Source organism: Halolamina sp. (genome assembly GCF_036626355.1).
Classification (GTDB): Archaea; Halobacteriota; Halobacteria; order Halobacteriales; family Haloferacaceae; genus Halolamina.
Genome location: NZ_JAZKRY010000063.1, coordinates 1 through 17,035, shown reverse-complemented (window position 1 = coordinate 17,035; position 17,035 = coordinate 1). Strand labels below are relative to the sequence as shown.

Annotated in this window: 19 protein-coding genes and 1 pseudogene; 8 read left to right on the top strand and 12 right to left on the bottom strand. The window is 65.9% G+C overall.

Annotated features, from left to right (window positions below; genetic code table 11):
* The coding region (locus V5A38_RS10655) for a 3'-5' exonuclease (protein WP_332325743.1) at positions 1-928 on the bottom strand (928 nt) is incomplete at its 3' end.
* Between the two features lie 95 nt (positions 929-1,023).
* On the opposite strand from V5A38_RS10655, the gene V5A38_RS10650 reads away from it, so the two are divergent.
* The 3 genes from V5A38_RS10650 to V5A38_RS10640 all read left to right on the top strand — a co-directional run bounded on the left by V5A38_RS10650 (position 1,024) and on the right by V5A38_RS10640 (position 2,282).
* Complete coding sequence (locus V5A38_RS10650) at positions 1,024-1,209, top strand: hypothetical protein (protein WP_332325742.1); 186 nt, start codon at positions 1,024-1,026, stop codon at positions 1,207-1,209.
* Between the two features lie 78 nt (positions 1,210-1,287).
* Positions 1,288-1,761 (top strand): hypothetical protein, encoded by a 474-nt coding sequence (locus V5A38_RS10645; RefSeq protein WP_332325741.1) that lies wholly within the window; start codon positions 1,288-1,290, stop codon positions 1,759-1,761.
* A gap of 47 nt (positions 1,762-1,808) precedes the next feature.
* A complete protein-coding gene (locus V5A38_RS10640) occupies positions 1,809-2,282 on the top strand; it encodes a hypothetical protein (protein ID WP_332325740.1) in 474 nt (157 codons plus the stop codon).
* Positions 2,283-2,285: 3 nt separating this feature from the next.
* Here V5A38_RS10640 and rad50 read toward each other — a convergent pair whose 3' ends face one another.
* The 3 genes from rad50 to V5A38_RS10625 all read right to left on the bottom strand — a co-directional run bounded on the left by rad50 (position 2,286) and on the right by V5A38_RS10625 (position 6,778).
* The gene (rad50, locus tag V5A38_RS10635) at positions 2,286-4,982 is read right to left on the bottom strand and encodes a DNA double-strand break repair ATPase Rad50 (protein WP_332325739.1); all 2,697 of its coding nucleotides are present in this window, start codon (positions 4,980-4,982) and stop codon (positions 2,286-2,288) included.
* Positions 4,979-6,250: a DNA double-strand break repair protein Mre11 gene (gene mre11 / locus V5A38_RS10630; RefSeq protein WP_332325738.1), complete on the bottom strand. Its 1,272-nt coding sequence runs from the start codon at positions 6,248-6,250 to the stop codon at positions 4,979-4,981. Before mre11 ends, rad50 begins: the two co-directional genes overlap by 4 nt.
* Before the next feature lie 108 nt (positions 6,251-6,358).
* Positions 6,359-6,778, bottom strand: coding sequence for a hypothetical protein (locus V5A38_RS10625; protein WP_332325737.1), 420 nt, complete (start codon positions 6,776-6,778; stop codon positions 6,359-6,361).
* A 128-nt stretch (positions 6,779-6,906) separates the two neighbouring features.
* Here V5A38_RS10625 and V5A38_RS10620 point away from each other — a divergent pair, with 128 nt between their 5' ends.
* Together V5A38_RS10620 and V5A38_RS10615 are read left to right on the top strand one after the other, a co-directional pair.
* Positions 6,907-8,121, top strand: a complete 1,215-nt coding sequence (locus tag V5A38_RS10620) for a proteasome-activating nucleotidase (protein ID WP_332325736.1) — start codon at positions 6,907-6,909, stop codon at positions 8,119-8,121.
* Positions 8,122-8,225: 104 nt separating this feature from the next.
* On the top strand, positions 8,226-8,531 hold the full coding sequence (locus V5A38_RS10615; RefSeq protein WP_345786284.1) for a MazG-like family protein: 306 nt from the start codon (positions 8,226-8,228) through the stop codon (positions 8,529-8,531).
* Positions 8,532-8,553: 22 nt separating this feature from the next.
* Here V5A38_RS10615 and V5A38_RS10610 read toward each other — a convergent pair whose 3' ends face one another.
* The 7 genes and pseudogenes from V5A38_RS10610 to V5A38_RS10580 form a co-directional block, all read right to left on the bottom strand.
* Positions 8,554-8,682, bottom strand: coding sequence for a hypothetical protein (locus tag V5A38_RS10610; RefSeq protein WP_332325734.1), 129 nt, complete (start codon positions 8,680-8,682; stop codon positions 8,554-8,556).
* Positions 8,683-8,727: 45 nt separating this feature from the next.
* A complete protein-coding gene (locus V5A38_RS10605; protein ID WP_332325733.1) occupies positions 8,728-9,684 on the bottom strand; it encodes a PAC2 family protein in 957 nt (318 codons plus the stop codon).
* 55 nt (positions 9,685-9,739) lie between these two features.
* A pseudogene (locus V5A38_RS10600) lies at positions 9,740-9,886 on the bottom strand (nucleolar RNA-binding Nop10p family protein); the annotation flags it as partial.
* A 140-nt stretch (positions 9,887-10,026) separates the two neighbouring features.
* On the bottom strand, positions 10,027-10,830 hold the full coding sequence (locus V5A38_RS10595) for a translation initiation factor IF-2 subunit alpha (RefSeq protein WP_332325732.1): 804 nt from the start codon (positions 10,828-10,830) through the stop codon (positions 10,027-10,029).
* Between the two features lie 9 nt (positions 10,831-10,839).
* A complete protein-coding gene (locus tag V5A38_RS10590; protein WP_332325731.1) occupies positions 10,840-11,013 on the bottom strand; it encodes a 30S ribosomal protein S27e in 174 nt (57 codons plus the stop codon).
* Positions 11,013-11,294, bottom strand: coding sequence for a 50S ribosomal protein L44e (locus V5A38_RS10585; protein ID WP_332325730.1), 282 nt, complete (start codon positions 11,292-11,294; stop codon positions 11,013-11,015). The genes V5A38_RS10590 and V5A38_RS10585 overlap by 1 nt, the downstream gene beginning before the upstream one ends.
* A gap of 269 nt (positions 11,295-11,563) precedes the next feature.
* Positions 11,564-12,124 (bottom strand): hypothetical protein, encoded by a 561-nt coding sequence (locus V5A38_RS10580; protein ID WP_332325729.1) that lies wholly within the window; start codon positions 12,122-12,124, stop codon positions 11,564-11,566.
* Positions 12,125-12,297: 173 nt separating this feature from the next.
* Between V5A38_RS10580 and V5A38_RS10575 the strand changes: the two genes are divergently transcribed.
* Positions 12,298-12,564 (top strand): HAH_0734 family protein, encoded by a 267-nt coding sequence (locus tag V5A38_RS10575; protein ID WP_332325728.1) that lies wholly within the window; start codon positions 12,298-12,300, stop codon positions 12,562-12,564.
* A gap of 45 nt (positions 12,565-12,609) precedes the next feature.
* Here V5A38_RS10575 and V5A38_RS10570 read toward each other — a convergent pair whose 3' ends face one another.
* Complete coding sequence (locus V5A38_RS10570) at positions 12,610-14,991, bottom strand: DUF2298 domain-containing protein (RefSeq protein WP_332325727.1); 2,382 nt, start codon at positions 14,989-14,991, stop codon at positions 12,610-12,612.
* 276 nt (positions 14,992-15,267) lie between these two features.
* On the opposite strand from V5A38_RS10570, the gene V5A38_RS10565 reads away from it, so the two are divergent.
* Together V5A38_RS10565 and sufB are read left to right on the top strand one after the other, a co-directional pair.
* Positions 15,268-16,176 (top strand): ABC transporter ATP-binding protein, encoded by a 909-nt coding sequence (locus tag V5A38_RS10565; RefSeq protein WP_332325726.1) that lies wholly within the window; start codon positions 15,268-15,270, stop codon positions 16,174-16,176.
* A gap of 3 nt (positions 16,177-16,179) precedes the next feature.
* On the top strand, positions 16,180-17,035 hold an 856-nt coding region (sufB, locus tag V5A38_RS10560), incomplete at its 3' end, for a Fe-S cluster assembly protein SufB (RefSeq protein WP_332325725.1).

The window sequence follows — 17,035 nt, the reverse complement described above, 5'->3', positions numbered from 1 at the left end:
AGTTCCAGCCCGTCAGCACGTCTGGATTGGTCTCCTCGATATACTCGACGAAGGCGTCGAGCATCGCCGCCTCCTCGTCGAACGAACGCACTTCGGTGGCGCCGGACTCCGCGATTGGCTCGTAGCCGGGGAGCGACTCGGGCGCCTCCACCTCGGCATCGGGCGCGTCGTAGAGCCAGACAATATACTCGTCGCGGTAGGAATCGTGGGAGGTGAGACAGACGATGGGCTCCTCGCCGTCCTCCGGGAACCCCTGGCGGTCGTCGACCTCGATGTCGAACGTGTTCACCCGGAGGTCGGCCTCGGCGGGCGCCTCGGTGGCGACGAGTTCGGGATCGTCGTAGCGAACCTGCATCCGTCCGTCCGGGAGCCGTCGGACCGGCACCTGGATACCCGAACTCACGTCCTTGTCGATGAGGAAGCGATTGGGGAAGAGGATGTCCGCTTCGTAATGTTCGTCGAAGTCGTCACGGATCTGTCCTACGTCCCGTGGCGTTTGGCCGACGACCTTCGTCAGGGGCTTCCCTCGGATGGACTGGAATGACTCGCCGTTCGGGTTCTCCGTGCGGCTGTCGAGTATCGCGTCGTACTCCTCGGTGAGCGCGCGGTCCTCGATGTCCTCGGTTGGAACGTAGAAGTACGGCTCCATCCCGAGCACACGAACGTGCTCTGACTCGTTATCGGCCGTCCGGCCGAACACGTGGACGACGGGGTACTCAGTCGCGCCCGAGCCCTCGACGGTGTAGTCGACCTGTGAGACCGTCATCTCCAGCGTCCCCTCCGCTTCGGGGAACTTCAGGTCCGCGGCGTCGACCACCTCGCTGACCGCCTGCCCGGCGTCGCCGGCGACGACCGCCGCTTCCTGGTCGGGGCGCCCATCGGCGGGGGCGGCGAACTCGCCGAGTCCCCGCTGCTCGCTCTCGTTCATTGCCGGCGATTAGCCGTGCCCGGTTAAAACAGCGATGGTCCCTCGCCCGCGTCCCGGCCGGAAAGCATATAGTCGATAGTATGGTAGAGGTTACCATGTCGGACCACGACGGTGCCCGGCGAGCGGCGTCGAGCGACGAACGCAGGGAAGCGACGGCTCAGGCCGGCTTCGAGACGGTCGAGTCCTACGAGGTCGACGACGGGATCGTGCTGTACGACGCCGAGAGCCCGCTCGCGTGGGTGCGCACAGATTCGCCGATTCGGCTCGACCAGCGACTCTGAGCGCCCCGGCTTCCAGCGCCTCGCGCTCGCGCCGACCAGGACCGAGGGCTCTTTTCCCTGCCCGGTGTAGCTCTCCCCGTGAGCGACGGCGACGATACTGACCCCGGAACGGATGCCGAGCAGGAAGGGGTGGGGCTCGGCCCCAAAGCCCGTGACCTCGCGGGTGAATTAGCGGAGCGCCGCCGCGAACGCTTCGGCGCGACAGCTGCTGACGTTCCGGAGGCCGATTCGGAGTCAGTCGACGACGAACCGCTCGCACCCCCGGAGTCAGACGCCGTCGAAGTCGATAGCGAGACCGCCCGTTCGTTCTGGGCAGCGGTCGTCTACGTCAACGTCGGCTTGTTCGTTCTCGTGCTTGGTCTCTTGCTTGCTGGGTTCCGCGGCCGGACACTCATCGGCGCCGCGCTCGTCGGGGGCGGAGCGCTCGCCCTTTATCGCGCCTGGACGATCTACCGAGCGTTCGAGGCAACCAGGGGCTCCGAGGCGACCGACGGCGACGATGCCGATGCGGGCGGGAGTGATGTCGGCACCGAGGACGCGGAGCGCGAGTAGCGCCGCGGGCGCAAGGGTTTTGCGCGCCACCGACCTCCGTTGGGCTAATGCGAACGGTCGAAACCGAGTCGGGCGAGCGCTACCTGCTGCTCAAGGAGTCCAGCGACGCGAGCCTCGTCCGCGACCCGGAGACCGGCGAGGAGCGCTACGTGGACGCTGACCGACTCCGGGAGGTCGGTGGCGAGTCGCCGCTGGTCGTCGCCGCCACCGGCGTGCCGGAGCCGGTTCGTCAGCTCTTGACGGCGGTCCATACCGAACGCTCGCTCGGCCTGGTGATGGAGCTTGCCGACCGGGGCCCTGTCCCTGTCGTCGACCTGCTCGGTGCTTACGAGCTCTGCGAGAGCGATTTCCACGGACTGTTGAGTGAACTCCGTGCGGCGGGGCTGGTTGCGGAATCACGCGTCGCTGGCGAGCGCGGCTACGACGCCACAGAACTGGCTCAGGAGGCGGTCGAAGGGGTTCGAACTGCTGAGGAGTCGGCCGCTGGGATCGACGACGACGCAGCCGCCGACAGTCGCTAACCGTTAATCGTCGTTTTCGCCGAGCAGTGTCGCTACCTCGCCAACCGTTGCCTCGGCCTCGCGTTCCACGGTGGAGCGGTTCGTCGTCGTGTTCTTCTCGACAGTGACCAGCGAGTCGGCCGCCCCGACGAGTTCGTCGTCGTGGCTCACGATGAGTATCTGGCGGACGCCGAAACCGCGCATCTCCTCGACCAGGTCGACCAGCCGGGAGATGTGGCCCGAATCGAGGAAGACGGTCGGCTCGTCGAGGATGAGTGGCGGCGTCGGCGCTGCGCCCTCGATCCCCTCCGAGAGCAGCCGGTAGATGGCACAGCGCAGCGAGAGGTTGAACAGCGCGCGCTCGCCACCGGAGAGCTGTTCCGGGGCGAGCGGCGTGCCGTCCTTCTGGTAGACGGTGAGTTCGTACTCGCCGTCGAGTTCGATGTGGGAGTAAGCGTCGTTCCCGTACACCAGGTCGAACGTCTCGTTCAGCATCCGTTCGAGGCTCTCGACGTTCTGCTGGCGGAGCTCCGCGCGCAGGTCGCCGTAGCTCTGCTCCAACTGCTCGGTCTCGGCGTGGACCGATTCCAGGTCAGCAACGGTCTCGGCGAGTGCCTCGCGCTCCTCTCTGAGCGTTTCGAGCTGCTCGATATCAGTTTTCACGCTCCCGATGCTGCCGGTGAGCTCGTCGCGGCGCTCGCTGAGCTCGTCGAGCTTCGCCGTTACCTGCTCGAGATACTCCACCGCTTTCTCGCGCTGGTCTCGGGCGGCCTCGACGCGCTCACGGTCGAACGCTTCCCGAAGCTCGTCGCGCTCCGCCCGCCGGTCGGCGAGCCGTTCGCGGCGCTCGTCGAGCAGTTCGGCCTTGCTCTCCCGCTGGTCGCGCAGGCGCTCGATCTGTGACTCGGTCTCCTCGATTTCCTCGAGCTCGGACTCCACTCGGTCGAGTCGTTCGCGGCGCTCCTCGAGCTCCTCGAGTGTCGCCTCTCGAGACGCGACTTCCTCCCGCAGTTCCGCGGCTTCCTCTGCGTTGGCGTCGGCGGCCTCGGCTGCCGCTTCGGCCTCTGCTGCCAGCTCCTCGGCCTCTCTCCGACGCTCGTCGGCGTCCTCGAGCGCGCTCTCGACAGCGGCCTCCAGTTCCTCGATGCGCTCCTCACGCATCTGCCGACTGTCGCCGAGACTCTCGAGGCGGTTCTCGGCCTCCACGAGCGACTCGGCGGTGTCGAGTTCGGTCTCGAGTTCAGTCTTCCGGCCGTTCAGTTCACCGAGTTCTACGGCCAGTTCCTCGACCCGCTCGCGGTCCGCCGCCAGCGTGTCGACGTGTGGGGAGTCCTCGACGGGTTGGCCACACTCGGGACATTTCCCCTCGGCGAGTAGCTCCTCGGCCTCCTCGACGCTGTCGCGTGCGGAGGTGAGCGTCGCCGCAGTCTCCTGAATCTCCTCGCGGAGGTCACTGAGCTGGCTCTCGACGGACTCCCGGTAGGCAGTTGCGTCGCCGACCGCTGTTGGAGCCTCAGCGAACTCCGCGACCAGTTGCTCGCGCTCCTCGGCGAGTTCAGTCAGCTGCTCTCGCTGCTCTGCCAGCGTGGCTTCGGCGTCGGCAGCCTCCTGCTCCAGCTCCGAGGCGCGCTCGCGCTTCGCGTCGGCACGTTCTCGGTGGCCTTCGGCCTTTTCGGCGAGACTTTCGGACTGGTTCGAAAGTGTTGTCACCCGTTCACGGCGCTCCTGGAGCTCCTCACGGAGGGTCGCCTCCTGCTCGTCGAGCGCCTCGCGGGCCTCAGCAACCGCGCCAGCTGTCGGGGCGTCGATGCCGGCGGCCTCGGCGAGTTCCGAGAGCGTGTCGCGCTTCTCCTCGATCTGATCCCGGGCGTCGGTGATGCGCTCCATCAACGCCTCCCGCTCGCTCCTGGTCTCCTGGATGGCGGCTTCGAGGTTCTCGATATCCTCCGCCAGTTCCTCGAGTTCGGCCTCGCGCTCCTCGGCTTCTTCGAGGATGGCCCTCGCCTCGTCGCGGCTCTTTCGTGCCTCCTCGCGGTTGGCTTCGAAGCGCTCGATCTCCTCGCCGACCGCCGATAGCTCGGTTTCGAGCCCGTTGAGCCGTTCGTGGAGTCCCTCCTCCTCTTTGGCGGCGATCTGTTCGTCCAGCTTGTTGAGCCCGCCGCGGCGGTCTGCGAGCACGTCTTCGACGCCGAGCCGGGCGTCGCCGGCCCGATCGCGGTACTCCTCCAGCTTGCCGAGCTGGAGCAGGTCGTCGATCATCTTCTGGCGCTCGCTTGCCGAGGCGTTGATGAGCCGGTTCACCTCCCCCTGCCGGATGTAGGCGCAGTTGCGGAACGCCTCGCTGTCCATCCGCAGCAGTTCATCGCTGACGAACCGCCGGACGTCCGTGGCGCCCTCGATGGTGCCGGTCGGTCCCTCGAGGACGCATTTGGTGGTGGACATGGAGTCGCCGTAGCGCCGGAGCGCTCGCGTGATGTGGTACTCCTCGCCGGCGTGGGTGAACCAGAGCTCCACGTCGGTTTCGTCCATGCCAGTGGTTACGACCTCGTCCAGGGTGCTGTCGAGTGCTTTCGAGCCGTAGAGCGCGAAGAAACTGGCCTCGAGCAGCGAGGATTTCCCCGAGCCGTTGAGCCCGTGGATGACGGTGACGCCGTCCTCCAGCCGCAGATCGGTGTCGGTGTGAGGCTTGAAGTTCCGGAGTCGCAGCCGGTCGAACCTCATCGGAACTCCTCCATGGTTCCCTGCGTGTCGTCGTTCGCCGGTTCGGTCACCGCCTCGTCATCGTCCGAGGACTCCGCGAGCAGCGGAGCCTCCTCTGGCCTGTCCGTGGCCTGCTCACCGTCAGACGTGCGTTGGTCGTCAGCACCGGCATCCTCCGCGGCGGTGAACGCGTCGGGCTCCTCCTCCAGCAGTTCACTCACGCGCTCGTTCACCACCTCCCGCACGTTCGAGTCGGCAGTTTTGCTCTCCCGGACCGTCTCGTCGATTCCGCGTGCGGCCGTCGAGAGGCCGAGCTCGGCTACCCGCTCGCGCACGGCCTCGTCTGGGTCGGCGAAGGTGACGCCCAGGTCCGACTCCTCGGTCATCTCCCGCCGGTCGGTTACGCGAACGATGAGTGCGCCCTCCTCTGTTGCTGCTTCCTCGACGGCGGCGGGGGTGACGGGCTCGCCCTCACCGGTGATTTCGACGATGCAGACCGCGTTGGCCAGGTCGTGCTGCCGGACCTGCTCGCGCACACGCTCGAGCCCCTCGCCGGGGGCGAGCTCGACCGAGACGAACACGAACGGGCGGGTGTCGAGACTCCGGCGCCGGATGTCGACGCCGCCCTCGTCGAACGTGATGAGGTTGTAGCCCCGTGCGTCACGCTCACTGGCGCTTGCCCGCTCGGTGGACCCACAGTACGTCACCCACGTCCCGTCGACCGCTGCGGTGTCGGGCGCGTGGTTGTCCCCGAGCAGCATCGCGTCGAACGCGACGTCGGCCTCTGCAAGCACCGTCTCGCTATCCCACTCCCCGAAGTCAAATGGGGTGAACAGTCCGTGAGAGACCAGCGCGGCGTGGGTGGCGTCGTGGTCCGCGAAGGCGTACTCCAGCTCCGGCCGCCGCGATTCGGGCACCCAGTCGAGCCCGTAGAACGCAACGTCCCCGACGGGCACGGGCGAGTCGTCGAGGCGAGTCGCCAGCTCGGTCTCCTGAAAGAGGTCGAGCCACTCGCCGGTTCGGGTCGCCTCGTGGTTGCCGACCACGGCGAGAAACGGGATGCCGGCGTCGTCGAGCCGCCGGAGCGCCGAGAGCACGGCCATCAGGTCCTGTAGCTCCGGTCGGCGGTCGTGGAACAGGTCGCCGGCGTGTACCACCGCGTCGACGTCCGCGTCGATGGCGTCGTCGATGACGGCGTCGAACGCCCGACGGAAATCCGCCCGGCGTTCCGGTGAGTTGTACTGCTGGTAGCCAACGTGGGTGTCGCCCGTGTGAATCACCCGAGTCATCTTTCTGGGTCTACGCCGGCCCCTGTCAAGAGGGTTGCGTGACCGCGGTGAAAGTGGTCATCGGGGCCATGGTGTGTGACGGCTGCCGTATCCAGACTCATCACCGTGCTATCCCGTCTCGCCGGGGTCCTGTCCCACCGCTCCCTGCCTCCTCTCGATACTGCTCTCAGCCGCCACCCGAAACCGCTCGAGCGTCGCGAGCAGCTCGGTTCCCCGCTCGACAACGGCGGGGTCTCGTGCCTGGTCAGCTGTCTGCTTCGCATCGGCGACGGCCCGCGAGAGCCGCTGTTCGCCATCGGCCCCGACGAACGCGGCGGCAGTTGAGAGTCGTGAGCACGCGTTGCTGGCCTCGGCGACGACCGATGCCGCTGCGGGGGTAGTCGACTGGTCGGACGCCGCCGCTGGCCGCTGGGCGGAATCGACCTGTGGTGCAGTGCCGGTTGCGAGGCGGGCGAGCGCGGCGGCCACAGCATCGTGGTCAGCTACGGCTGGGTCGGACCGTCGGTTCCCATCGTCCCTGTCTGGCATGGCAGCGTCTGGTCCCCCGTTCGTACTTCAGTGTTCGCCAGGCAGGCCCGCTGTGGCTGGTCTGTGGCTCCTCGGCACCGTTCTATGTTACCCGAAGCCTCTTAAGACGGTGCCGCCTAGAACTGGCAATGACCGACACGGTTGACGACGTCGAACTGCCATACGACGAGGCGGCGTCGCAACAGCAGAAGATCGAATCTCTCCGCGACCGGTTGGAGGATCTCGAGGCCCGAAACGAGGAGATGCGTGACAGCCTGCTGGACGCCAATGCAGAGAACAACAAGTTCCAGCAGAAACTCGAGCGACTCACCCACGAGAACAAGAAGCTGAAGCAGTCGCCGCTGTTCGTCGCCACGGTACAGGAGCTCAACGACGACGGCGTCGTGATCAAGCAGCACGGGAACAACCAGGAGGCGCTCACCGACGTCACCGACGAGATGCGCGAGAAGCTGGAGCCCGACGACCGGGTCGCAGTCAATAACTCGCTGTCGGTCGTCCAGAAGCTCACCCGCGAGACGGACGTTCGGGCACGCGTCATGCAGGTCGACCACTCCCCGGACATCACCTACGCGGATATCGGTGGCCTCGACGACGAGATGCGGGAAGTGCGTGAAACCGTCGAGCTCCCGCTCGAACAGCCCGAAGCGTTCGACAAGATCGGCATCGACCCGCCCAGCGGCATCCTGCTCCACGGCCCGCCCGGGACCGGGAAGACGATGCTGGCGAAAGCCGTCGCCAACGAGACCAACGCCTCCTTCATCAAGATGGCCGGCTCGGAGCTCGTCCACAAGTTCATCGGCGAGGGCGCGAAGCTCGTCCGTGATCTCTTCGAGGTCGCGCGGGACAACGAGCCGGCGGTTATCTTCATCGACGAGATCGATGCCATCGCCTCCAAGCGGACCGACTCAAAGACCTCTGGCGACGCCGAGGTCCAGCGGACGATGATGCAGCTGCTCTCGGAGATGGACGGCTTCGACGAGCGCGGGGACATCCGCATCATCGCCGCCACGAACCGCTTCGACATGCTCGACGAGGCGATTCTCCGTCCCGGCCGGTTCGACCGCCTCATCGAGGTGCCCAAGCCCGACGCCACCGGTCGCGAGCTCATCTTCGAGATACACACGCGCGACATGAACGTCGCCGACGACGTGAACTTCTCGGCGCTCTCCGAGGTGGCCGACGACGCCTCCGGTGCGGACATCAAGGCGGTCTGCACCGAGGCCGGGATGTTCGCCATCCGCGACGACCGCAAGGAGATCCGGATGCGCGACTTCGAGGACGCTTGGGAGAAGATACAGACCAGCGAGACCACCGAGGTCGCCGATTCGGCCGCATTCGCCTGAACGCACGGTTGCTGGCCCCCGCACAGCCGACACCGCTGACAACCAAACCGCCTGCTTTTTGCGTCTCCACGCCCCCAGCGACCGGTATGGCTGAGACGTACTCGATGCCCCAACAGCGCGCAGTCGCCGAGTTCCTTGCCGCTCGTGAGCTCCATACCGACCCGGCGTACCGCCTGCTGGACCTCGCCGCAGAGGTGGGTGAGATGGCCGCGGATGCGACGAAATCCAGCGAGTACGGCGACACACCAGAGCAGCTGTCGGTTCCCGAAGACGAGCTCGGGGACGCGCTGTTCGCGCTCCTGGCTGTCGCCGATGAGCTCGATATCGATGCTGGGGCGGCTCTTGATGCGTCGCTGGGGAAATACGAAAACCGGATCGAGACGACCGGGACTGCTGGCTCCGGGACGTAGCCAGTCGGTGGCCGGTCCGGAGTTAGAACAGGGAGAACAGCGCCGTCGGAATCACGAACAGCAGTACCGTCATCCCGACGAGGATGAGTCCGTACGCAGCAACCGTCGCGAGCAGCGTCATCCACGACTCGTGGTCCGACCCGAAATCCATAGGTGAATCGGGGGGCCGGGACGACTTAGTTCTGTCTGGACCGGTCTACCCGATGTAGCGCAGCTCCTCCTCGCTCGGCATCCCGCCGCCGCCGGCTTCCTGTTGCATCTGCTGGATTTTCCCGACGACCTCCTCCATCTCCTCGGCGCGGTCCTCCAGGGCGGCGAAGTCCACACGGAAGTCGAGCTGCTGCTCTAGCACTTCGAGCACCGCTTTCGCGCTTTTCGGGTCGACCAGATAGCCGCTGGTCTCGCCCATCAGGCAAGCTATCTCGTGACCGCGACGGCCGCCGAGGCCGAGCAGCAGGCCCGAGACGCCGACGATTCCGCCGGCTGGCTCGTCGGCGCGGAACTCCACGCCGGCGTTCCTGAGCGACTCCGTCATTGATTTCTTCGAGACGGCGCCGAGCACGTTGTGCTCCTCGATGAGTTCCCCTGTGGGGACGCCGCCCAGCGCGTACGCCTCCGCGACGCCGAACTCCTCGGCTACCTCGAGGAACGCCTCGGTGATGCGGTAGTGGCCGGCGTTGCTCTGAGCCTGGTGGTTCCCCGTGAGCACGAGCAGGTCGCGGTCGGTCGGGACGGTCCCCACGTCCTCTTCCTCGTCCGCTGGTGCGTCCGCACCATCTCCGTCAGCGTCCTCGTCGACGTCCTCGCCGCCGTCGGCGATAGCGCCGCCGTCGTCGTGGTTCTGCGCTGTCTCTGACTCGTCAGCTTCTGCTTCGTCGTCATCTTCCTCCTCCTCGATCTCCGTCGGTGTCGGCGAAGAGAGGTCGACAGCGTGGAAGGAGGCACAGGTCAGGGAGGCGACGCCGTCCTCGTCGACGTCGACCTGCGGGGGGAACTCGTCAGCGTACACGCGGCGGACGAGCGTACTCTCGAACTCCTCGAGCAGGTGTTCGGCTGCGAGCTTTCCGACGTGGCCCACGCCAGGGAGTCCCTCGACGAGGACCGGCTCCCGTAGCTCGGGGGTTTCGAGCGACTCGATTTCGATAGCGTCCATACGCCGGTGTGGTCCACCATCGGGTAAAGGTGCGTCGGTCGTGGACCGTTCCAGCCTACTTCTCGGGCCCTTCCGGACGCGCCCGCCGACGGTACTCACCGTACGGGTCAGCGGGGTCGAACGGAGCAGGGGCGCTGTTGATAGCCTCGGCACCGCACTTCGGACAGGTTGCAGAAAGCGTGTACACCGGGCGTTCGTGTTCGCCCGACCCGCCTGTTCGGTCCGGGTCGTCTTCGCCCGACCCGCCTGCTCGGTCCGGGTCGTCGTCGCCCGACCCGCCTGTTCGGTCCGGGTCGTCTCCGGACGCCCACGCTGCGCAGACGCGAATATCCGATTTCGTCATCAGTCCTCTTCTTCGCGCCGCTCGCGGTGGTACTCGGCGGTGCCGCCGAGCTCCTCGATGCTGGTTTTCGCCCGTGCGGCGGCGGCTTCCAGCTCCGCCTCGGCGGTCTTGTAGTCGGGCGCCTGCACCTCGATACGGTACTCCGGGGCGCCAACGTAGGAGACCGAGAGTTCGACCTCCTCGGGGACCGCGTCGTTGTCCGTGCCCTCAGTGGCACGGAGCGCTTCCTTCACGTCGTCGACGCCCGCGGGACCAGCCGACCGGATGTCGACGTAGCCCGTGACGTTGACGTAGGGGACCGAGACGTTCTCGCGGGCCGTCTGGACGATGGCCTGCCGGTCGTCGTCCTCGAGATCGCAGTCCTCGAGCGCCTCCATCCCGCGGACGGCCGCCGTCTCGAACGCGTCGTAGAGCGAGTCGTACTCCACGAGCAGGTCATCGGCGATCGCGTCGTAGCGCTCCGCCTCGATGTCCTCGCCGAACGCCAGCTCCATCCATTTCTGGGCCTTCTGGGAGTTCTTCCACTCCTGGATGGTCTCCTTTCGCTGGTGCTCGTTGACGTCCTTGAGCGAGAGGTCGACCTGCTGGGCGGACGTGTCGACGTCGAGCACCTTCGCGACGACGGTTCGGCCGACGCTGACGTGGTCACGCACGTTCTTGATCCAGCCGGAGGCGACCTCCGAGATGTGGACCAGCCCGCGCTTCTCGTACTCTTCCAGATCGACGAAGACGCCGAAGTCGGCGATCTCGTCGACTTTTCCCACGACGAGTTCGCCCTTCTCCGGCCACTCTCTGCCAGTCATTCGGGCTGGTTACCGAGCCTCGGCAACGCCGGTGATCTCGTGATCGATTTCGGCTTTGCCGCCGGTGGGCGTCGCCAGCGTGGTGCCACAGACGGCGCAGTTCACCGTCGTGGACGCCTTCTGGAAGACGACCTGTTCGTTCTCACAATCCGAGCACTTGACCTGAACAAAGCTTCCTGCCATTATTCCTGGAACTCCAGTCGACCGGTTCGCCATCCCTCGCGCATGTGGGCCTTGCTACAGTCCGAACAGATGTACTTCAGGTGGGTCTTCTTCGTCGGCTTGTTGCCGGCCGGCACCTTCGAGAACTTCCCGGTGTTCCCGATGACTTTCTTGCCGCGCTTCTGCTGGCGGGCGGCCCATTTCATCCCGGTCTGTCGGCCGGACCGGACCTTCTCGACCTCGTGTTCGTGGTGGGCGTCACAATGCGGACAGTACGTGTTCATACGGCGTGGCATCTCCATGGATATTCGCCTCTTGTCGGCGACTTCGGGAGGATAGCTTAAAACCCGTTTGGTCTCGACCTGGCTCTGCGATACGCCACCTCCCAGTTCGGGCCCGAGAACTGCTCTCGATAGGCTGATCGACCACCAGGCCCATCTCTCCACTGGAGCGTCTGCCCCGGCCCACATGGGGGTGACCCGTCGGTGGTGACCGATTGAACATTTCCCGGGGTGGAGTACTGTGGTCCTCGACGAGGAGCCCAATCAGTCGCGCGCTCGGCCGATTCACGCTACAGCGTGCCACGGTACGCGTGCCACCTCGCACGCGCCCGGCCGGTCCAGCCGAAACAGTCGAGTGAGGGATAGCCGATGTATGCCGCCATCGCCCGGTACTGTTCGCCCCGCAGCATACGTAGCGCAATGCCAACGGCCCGGTGATTGCCGTCTTGCACCAACGGTCCAACGCCGGGGCGTCTCCGTCGGTTTAGGATCAACCGCCCAACTGCGTCTGCCGGTTGCTCGGCGAACTCCCGGATGTGGGCTTTCCTGTCTTCCTCGAGATCGGAGGAGCCATCCAGCAGCTTCTGTGCATGCTCCATCACCGGGAGTTCGTCCCCCCAGATCGTTCGCAGGCGTCGAAACTGCGCTTCCGTCAGGGTGACCGAACACCACTGTAGTTCGTACTCGACGAACACCTGCCCACAGTTCGGCTTCTGGACGAGCAGTTGGGTCAGAGCCCCGTATTCGTCCAGCACCTCCTGCTCTCCCAGATCCACCGTTCCCTTGGACTCCTTATCGAGCTCCATCCGGAGCCACGTTTCCACAACCTCGTGTTGCTCAACTAATCGCATAGCTTGATGTGGGCCAGCTCCGGGCAACGGCCGCTGTGCTCACACCCACCATATGTGACCACCACTCATCAAATTAGCCGCTGCGGCATTCCTGAACTGTCGATGCAGGCAGGCTGTCGGCCGCGGCTCCCAGAAGCGAAGCGATTAAGCCCGGAGTGGGTGAAATCGCGTGTATGAAGCAGCTCATCATCCACGGCGACGCGGGCATCCGGCGGGACGCCGTCATCGAGGTCGACGGGGAGGAACTGACCTGTTTCTCCGTCAGCCGACAGGGCGACTGGCACGGCCCCGAGGAGGTCCAGCTCTGGTGTATCGTCGGCGAGGAGGACGAACGGGACAGCTACGACAAGCGCCAGTTCGTCCCCCACTGGCTCGAGACCGAGAGCGTCGACGCCGGCGCCGTGACGCAGCTGAGCCAGAAAAACCCGCTGAACGTGTAGGCTCGCGGTCCGCAACTGCTGCTCCGCTCGATTACGCCGCTCCGCTCACTCCGGCAGCGCCGACGCTTCGACCCGGTAGACCGTCACCGCCTCGTTCTCGAAGGCGACATCGTAGCCAGCGCGCTCGCCGAAGTCGACCAGCTCGGGCCCGTAGCGCTCCCGCTCGGCCGTGCCGACCCAGACGTACTCCACGTCGTGTTCCCGGATGACCGACGCAGCATCCCCGGGCGAGCCGGTGTAGAGCGCGTCGACGGCGGCGACGCGGGCGAAGTAGTCATCGGCGCCGCGGTAGCCCACCTCGTGGGCCCAGCCGACGACGGTGGGCACCCCGGTCAGGCTGGAGGCGATGGAGGATTTCCAGTTGTACATTCCCGGCTCGTAGCCACGTGACTCCTCTGCGGGGAAGTAGCTGGTTCCGGGCGCGGAGACGATGGTCGTCTCCTGCGTGGCCGTCTCGCCCAGCCAGTCGGTCGCGGCGACCTCCGCCTCGCTGTAGCGCGGGCCGAACGAGGTGGCGTCGAGGGTTGGCTCGGGTGACCCCTCGAAATGCGCCGAGAGCGCGAACGCGCCGTAGATCGCCGTCGAGAACACGAGCAGGACCACGAACACTGAGGCGGCGGCGTCCCGCGAGGGGAGCGAAACGCTGCCGAGGCTCGGCGACTCGGCTGCTCGCGCGCGAGAGAGGATATCCGCCACTGCAGCACCGGCGGCGGTGCCCCAGAGCACCCAGACCTGCATGTACGTCTTGAACACCGTGTTCATCCGCAGCGGCCCGGCCTGCTCGTTGACGAACACGACTTCGACGATGGTGACCAGTCCCGCGCCGGCGATGATGAGCACCGTCTCGTACCCCACCGGCCGGTCGAACCGAAGGGCGGCCCAGCCGATCAGCAGCAGGGGAAGCGTCACCGCCAGCACGTCCAACGGGAGCATCGTCGCCACGGCGCCGAGGGCGACGACTGCGAACGCGAGCGGCCAGCGGCGCTCGCTGCTCACGCGCGAAAACAGAGAGACAGCGAAGACGGCGACGAACGCCCCGTGGACAGTGAGCAGCTCCCCGAGGCTACTGCGCGCGGCTGCGGGGAGCAACTCGACGGCGCGTTCGCCCCCGGTGCCTGTGAGGAACGGGATCGCAAGTACGGCCGTTACTGCGCCGAGAGCTGCGACGATCCCGAGCGGAACGAGCAGGCGTTCGAGTTCAGCGAGCGCGCGTTGAGCGGGGTCACCCTCCTCGGCGTCGATGCTGTCACCGACGGCGGCCGTTGTTTCCCGCACGGCCTCACGGGCTCTCGCCGGCAGCAGCGCCGTCGGGTCAGCCGGCGCGAGCGCGAGCGCGAGATAGCTGACGCCGAAGATGGAGGGGAAACTCCAGGTGTCAGTGACCGCCTGAAACAGGCCGAGCAGCGGGAGCGTCGCGAGCAGCGAGAGCCGGCGACGGCGCGCAGTCGCGGGGGTGAGGTAGATCGCGAAGCCGATGGCGGCGGCGAGCAGGAGGAACGGCGTCCCCATCATGTGTGCGTGAAGGTCGCCGTTGAGCCAGCCGAACAGCGGGAACTCGTTGATGGTCGGCGTGGTGCGGCCGCCGACACTGTCGCTGATGATGCGGCTGGCGCCCCAGTAGCCAAAGCCCTCACCGCCCAGTGAGTAGGAGGTCACATCAGGGCCGACCAGTGACTCCTGGAAGCCCGCCGGGAGCAGTCCAAGCATAATCCGGCCGACGGTGTCGAGGTTGCCTGCGAAGCCGACGAAGAAGGCTCCGAAGGCACCGGCGAGGACCGGGTCGGTTTCGCGTTCGGCGGCGACACTCGACGCGAGGTCGTAGGCCGCAGTCACGAGCATCGCGTAGAACCCCGCGAGCGCCAGGTTGTAGGCGAACCGCGGCGGCGTCCCGGTCAGTGTGGTCAGGATCGCGGCGACGAGGTGGCCCCCGTAGTAGTACTGGACCGGCTCGCCGGCGAACCAGAAATCCTCAGGGGGGAGCGTCCTCGCCCGCAGGATGCTGTTGAGCATCCCGTAGTCGAGATACTTCTCGCCCGCGATCGCGTGGACGGCTGGGTCGACCGCCCGGACGGCGACGAGGAGGGCGAAGGCGACGACGAAGACGAGCGCCGTCTCGACAACCGCCTGCCGGTTCACGCTGAGATCCGGGGCCGGGTGCAACTCCCGGTCCCGAAGGGCATCTCGGTCCAGGCCCGCCGCCGCGGCGACGCCGACCAGCACAAGCAGGCCCAGCGCGACTGTTGTCGGGCCGTAGTGGAGTTTCCCGATCCAGTAGACCGGGAGCCAGAGCATCACCAGTGCCACCGGGAGTGCGAAGCCGACACCCCGACTCCGGAATCGGGTGAACAGCCGTGCCGCAAGCGGGTAGCCCAGCGCCGCCAGCCCTGCGAAGAGGACAAGCCAGACGAGGACGAGGAGATACTGCATTGGCGGGAATCGCGGGGCGGACCGGGAAACGCCTTTCGGGTGGGATAGGGCCTGATCGCCAGTGGCGCCACGACGGACCGGTTCGGTGTGTTCCTGCAGACCGAACCGGTGCACTGAGCGCCGCTCGCCCCCGCTGACAGCGAACACACCGTCACTCTGTGAATCCGTCACAACTTTCTAAAAAGAGAATCATATTTTGCCTTTCCAAAATCCGACAGGGGGTGATGCGTAACGTTCATGGGTGCGTCCACCCCAGAGTAAGATACGAGGCTACGAATGGCTACACTCCAAATCAACAACCTACACGCGGACGTCGCTGAGAACGGCGAAACCATTCTTCGTGGTGTCGACCTGGAGGTCAACTCCGGCGAGATTCACGCGCTTATGGGACCGAACGGGTCGGGCAAATCTACGACCGCCAAAGTCATCGCGGGCCACCCAGCCTACGAGGTGACAGAGGGGAATATCACCCTCACACTCGACGACGAGGACGTTGCTGACATCGACGACGTCGACGAGGAGGACACGACCTGGGACCTGCTCGACCTCGAACCGAACGAGCGGGCCGCGCTGGGGATTTTCCTGGCGTTCCAGTACCCCGCCGAAATCGAAGGTGTCACCATGACGAACTTCCTCCGCCAGGCACTCAACGCCAAGCAGGAGGAGCGCGAAGAGCTCTTCGAGGACGAGGACGCCGAGGAGGACGAGGACGAGGAGGCGGGCTACGAGAGCTCGCCGATGGAGGGCCCCACGGACGAGGGCGAAATCGGTGTCGCCGAGTTCCAGCAGCTCCTCTCCGAGAAGATGGAGCTGCTCGACATGGACGAGATGTTCGCCCAGCGCTACCTCAACGCCGGCTTCTCCGGCGGGGAGAAAAAGCAGAACGAGGTTCTTCAGGCAGCCATCCTCGAGCCCGCAATCGCCGTGCTCGACGAGATCGACTCCGGGCTGGACATCGACCGCCTGCAGGACGTGGCGAAGGGTATCAACCGACTGCGTGACGAGCAGGGCACCGGTGTCCTGCAGATCACCCACTACCAGCGGATCCTCGACTACATCGAGCCCGACCGCGTACACGTCATGCTCGACGGTGAGGTCGCCTTGCAGGGCGACGCGGAGCTCGCCAAGAAGCTCGAGGAGAACGGCTACGACTGGGTGCGCGAGCAGGTTTACGAGACGGCTTAACTTATGAGCTCAGACCAGGACCACCTACAACAGACCGACACCGAGGAGCGCTTCGACTTCAAGAAGGAGTCCAAAGCCGCCTACGCGGCGGAAAAAGGACTGACAGAGGACACGATCCACGCGATCTCGGACGACAAGGGCGAGCCCGACTGGATGCGCCAGCGCCGACTACGCGCGCTGAAGCAGTACCAGGCGATGCCGATGCCGACCGACTGGCCCGGCCAGCCCGACCTCTCAGAGGTCGAGATCGACGAGATCGTCCCCTACATCCGCCCGGACATCGAAACCCGTGGCGGCGTCGAGAACTGGACCGACCTCCCCGACGAGATCAAGGACACGTTCGACAAGCTCGGCATCCCCGAGGCGGAGAAGAACGCCCTCTCGGGCGTGGGTGCCCAGTACGAGTCCGAGGTCGTCTACCAGAACATGCAGGAGCGCTGGGAGGAGAAAGGCGTCGTGTTCATGAACATGGACCAGGCGGTCGACGAGCACCCGGAGCTCGTCAAGGAGCACTTCATGACGAACTGCGTCCCGCCAAGCGACAACAAGTTCGCGGCGCTTCACGGCGCCATCTGGTCGGGCGGCTCGTTCGTCTACGTCCCCGAGGACGTGACCGTCGAGATGCCCGTTCAGGCGTACTTCCGGATGAACACGGAAGGAATGGGCCAGTTCGAGCACACGCTCATCATCGCCGAGGAGGGCAGCGAGGTGCACTACATCGAGGGCTGTTCGGCGCCCAAGTACTCCGCGTTTAACCTTCACTCCGGCGGCGTCGAAGTGTTCGTCGGCGAGAACGCCCACGTCCAGTACTCGACCGTGCAGAACTGGTCGAAGAACACCTACAACCTCAACACCAAGC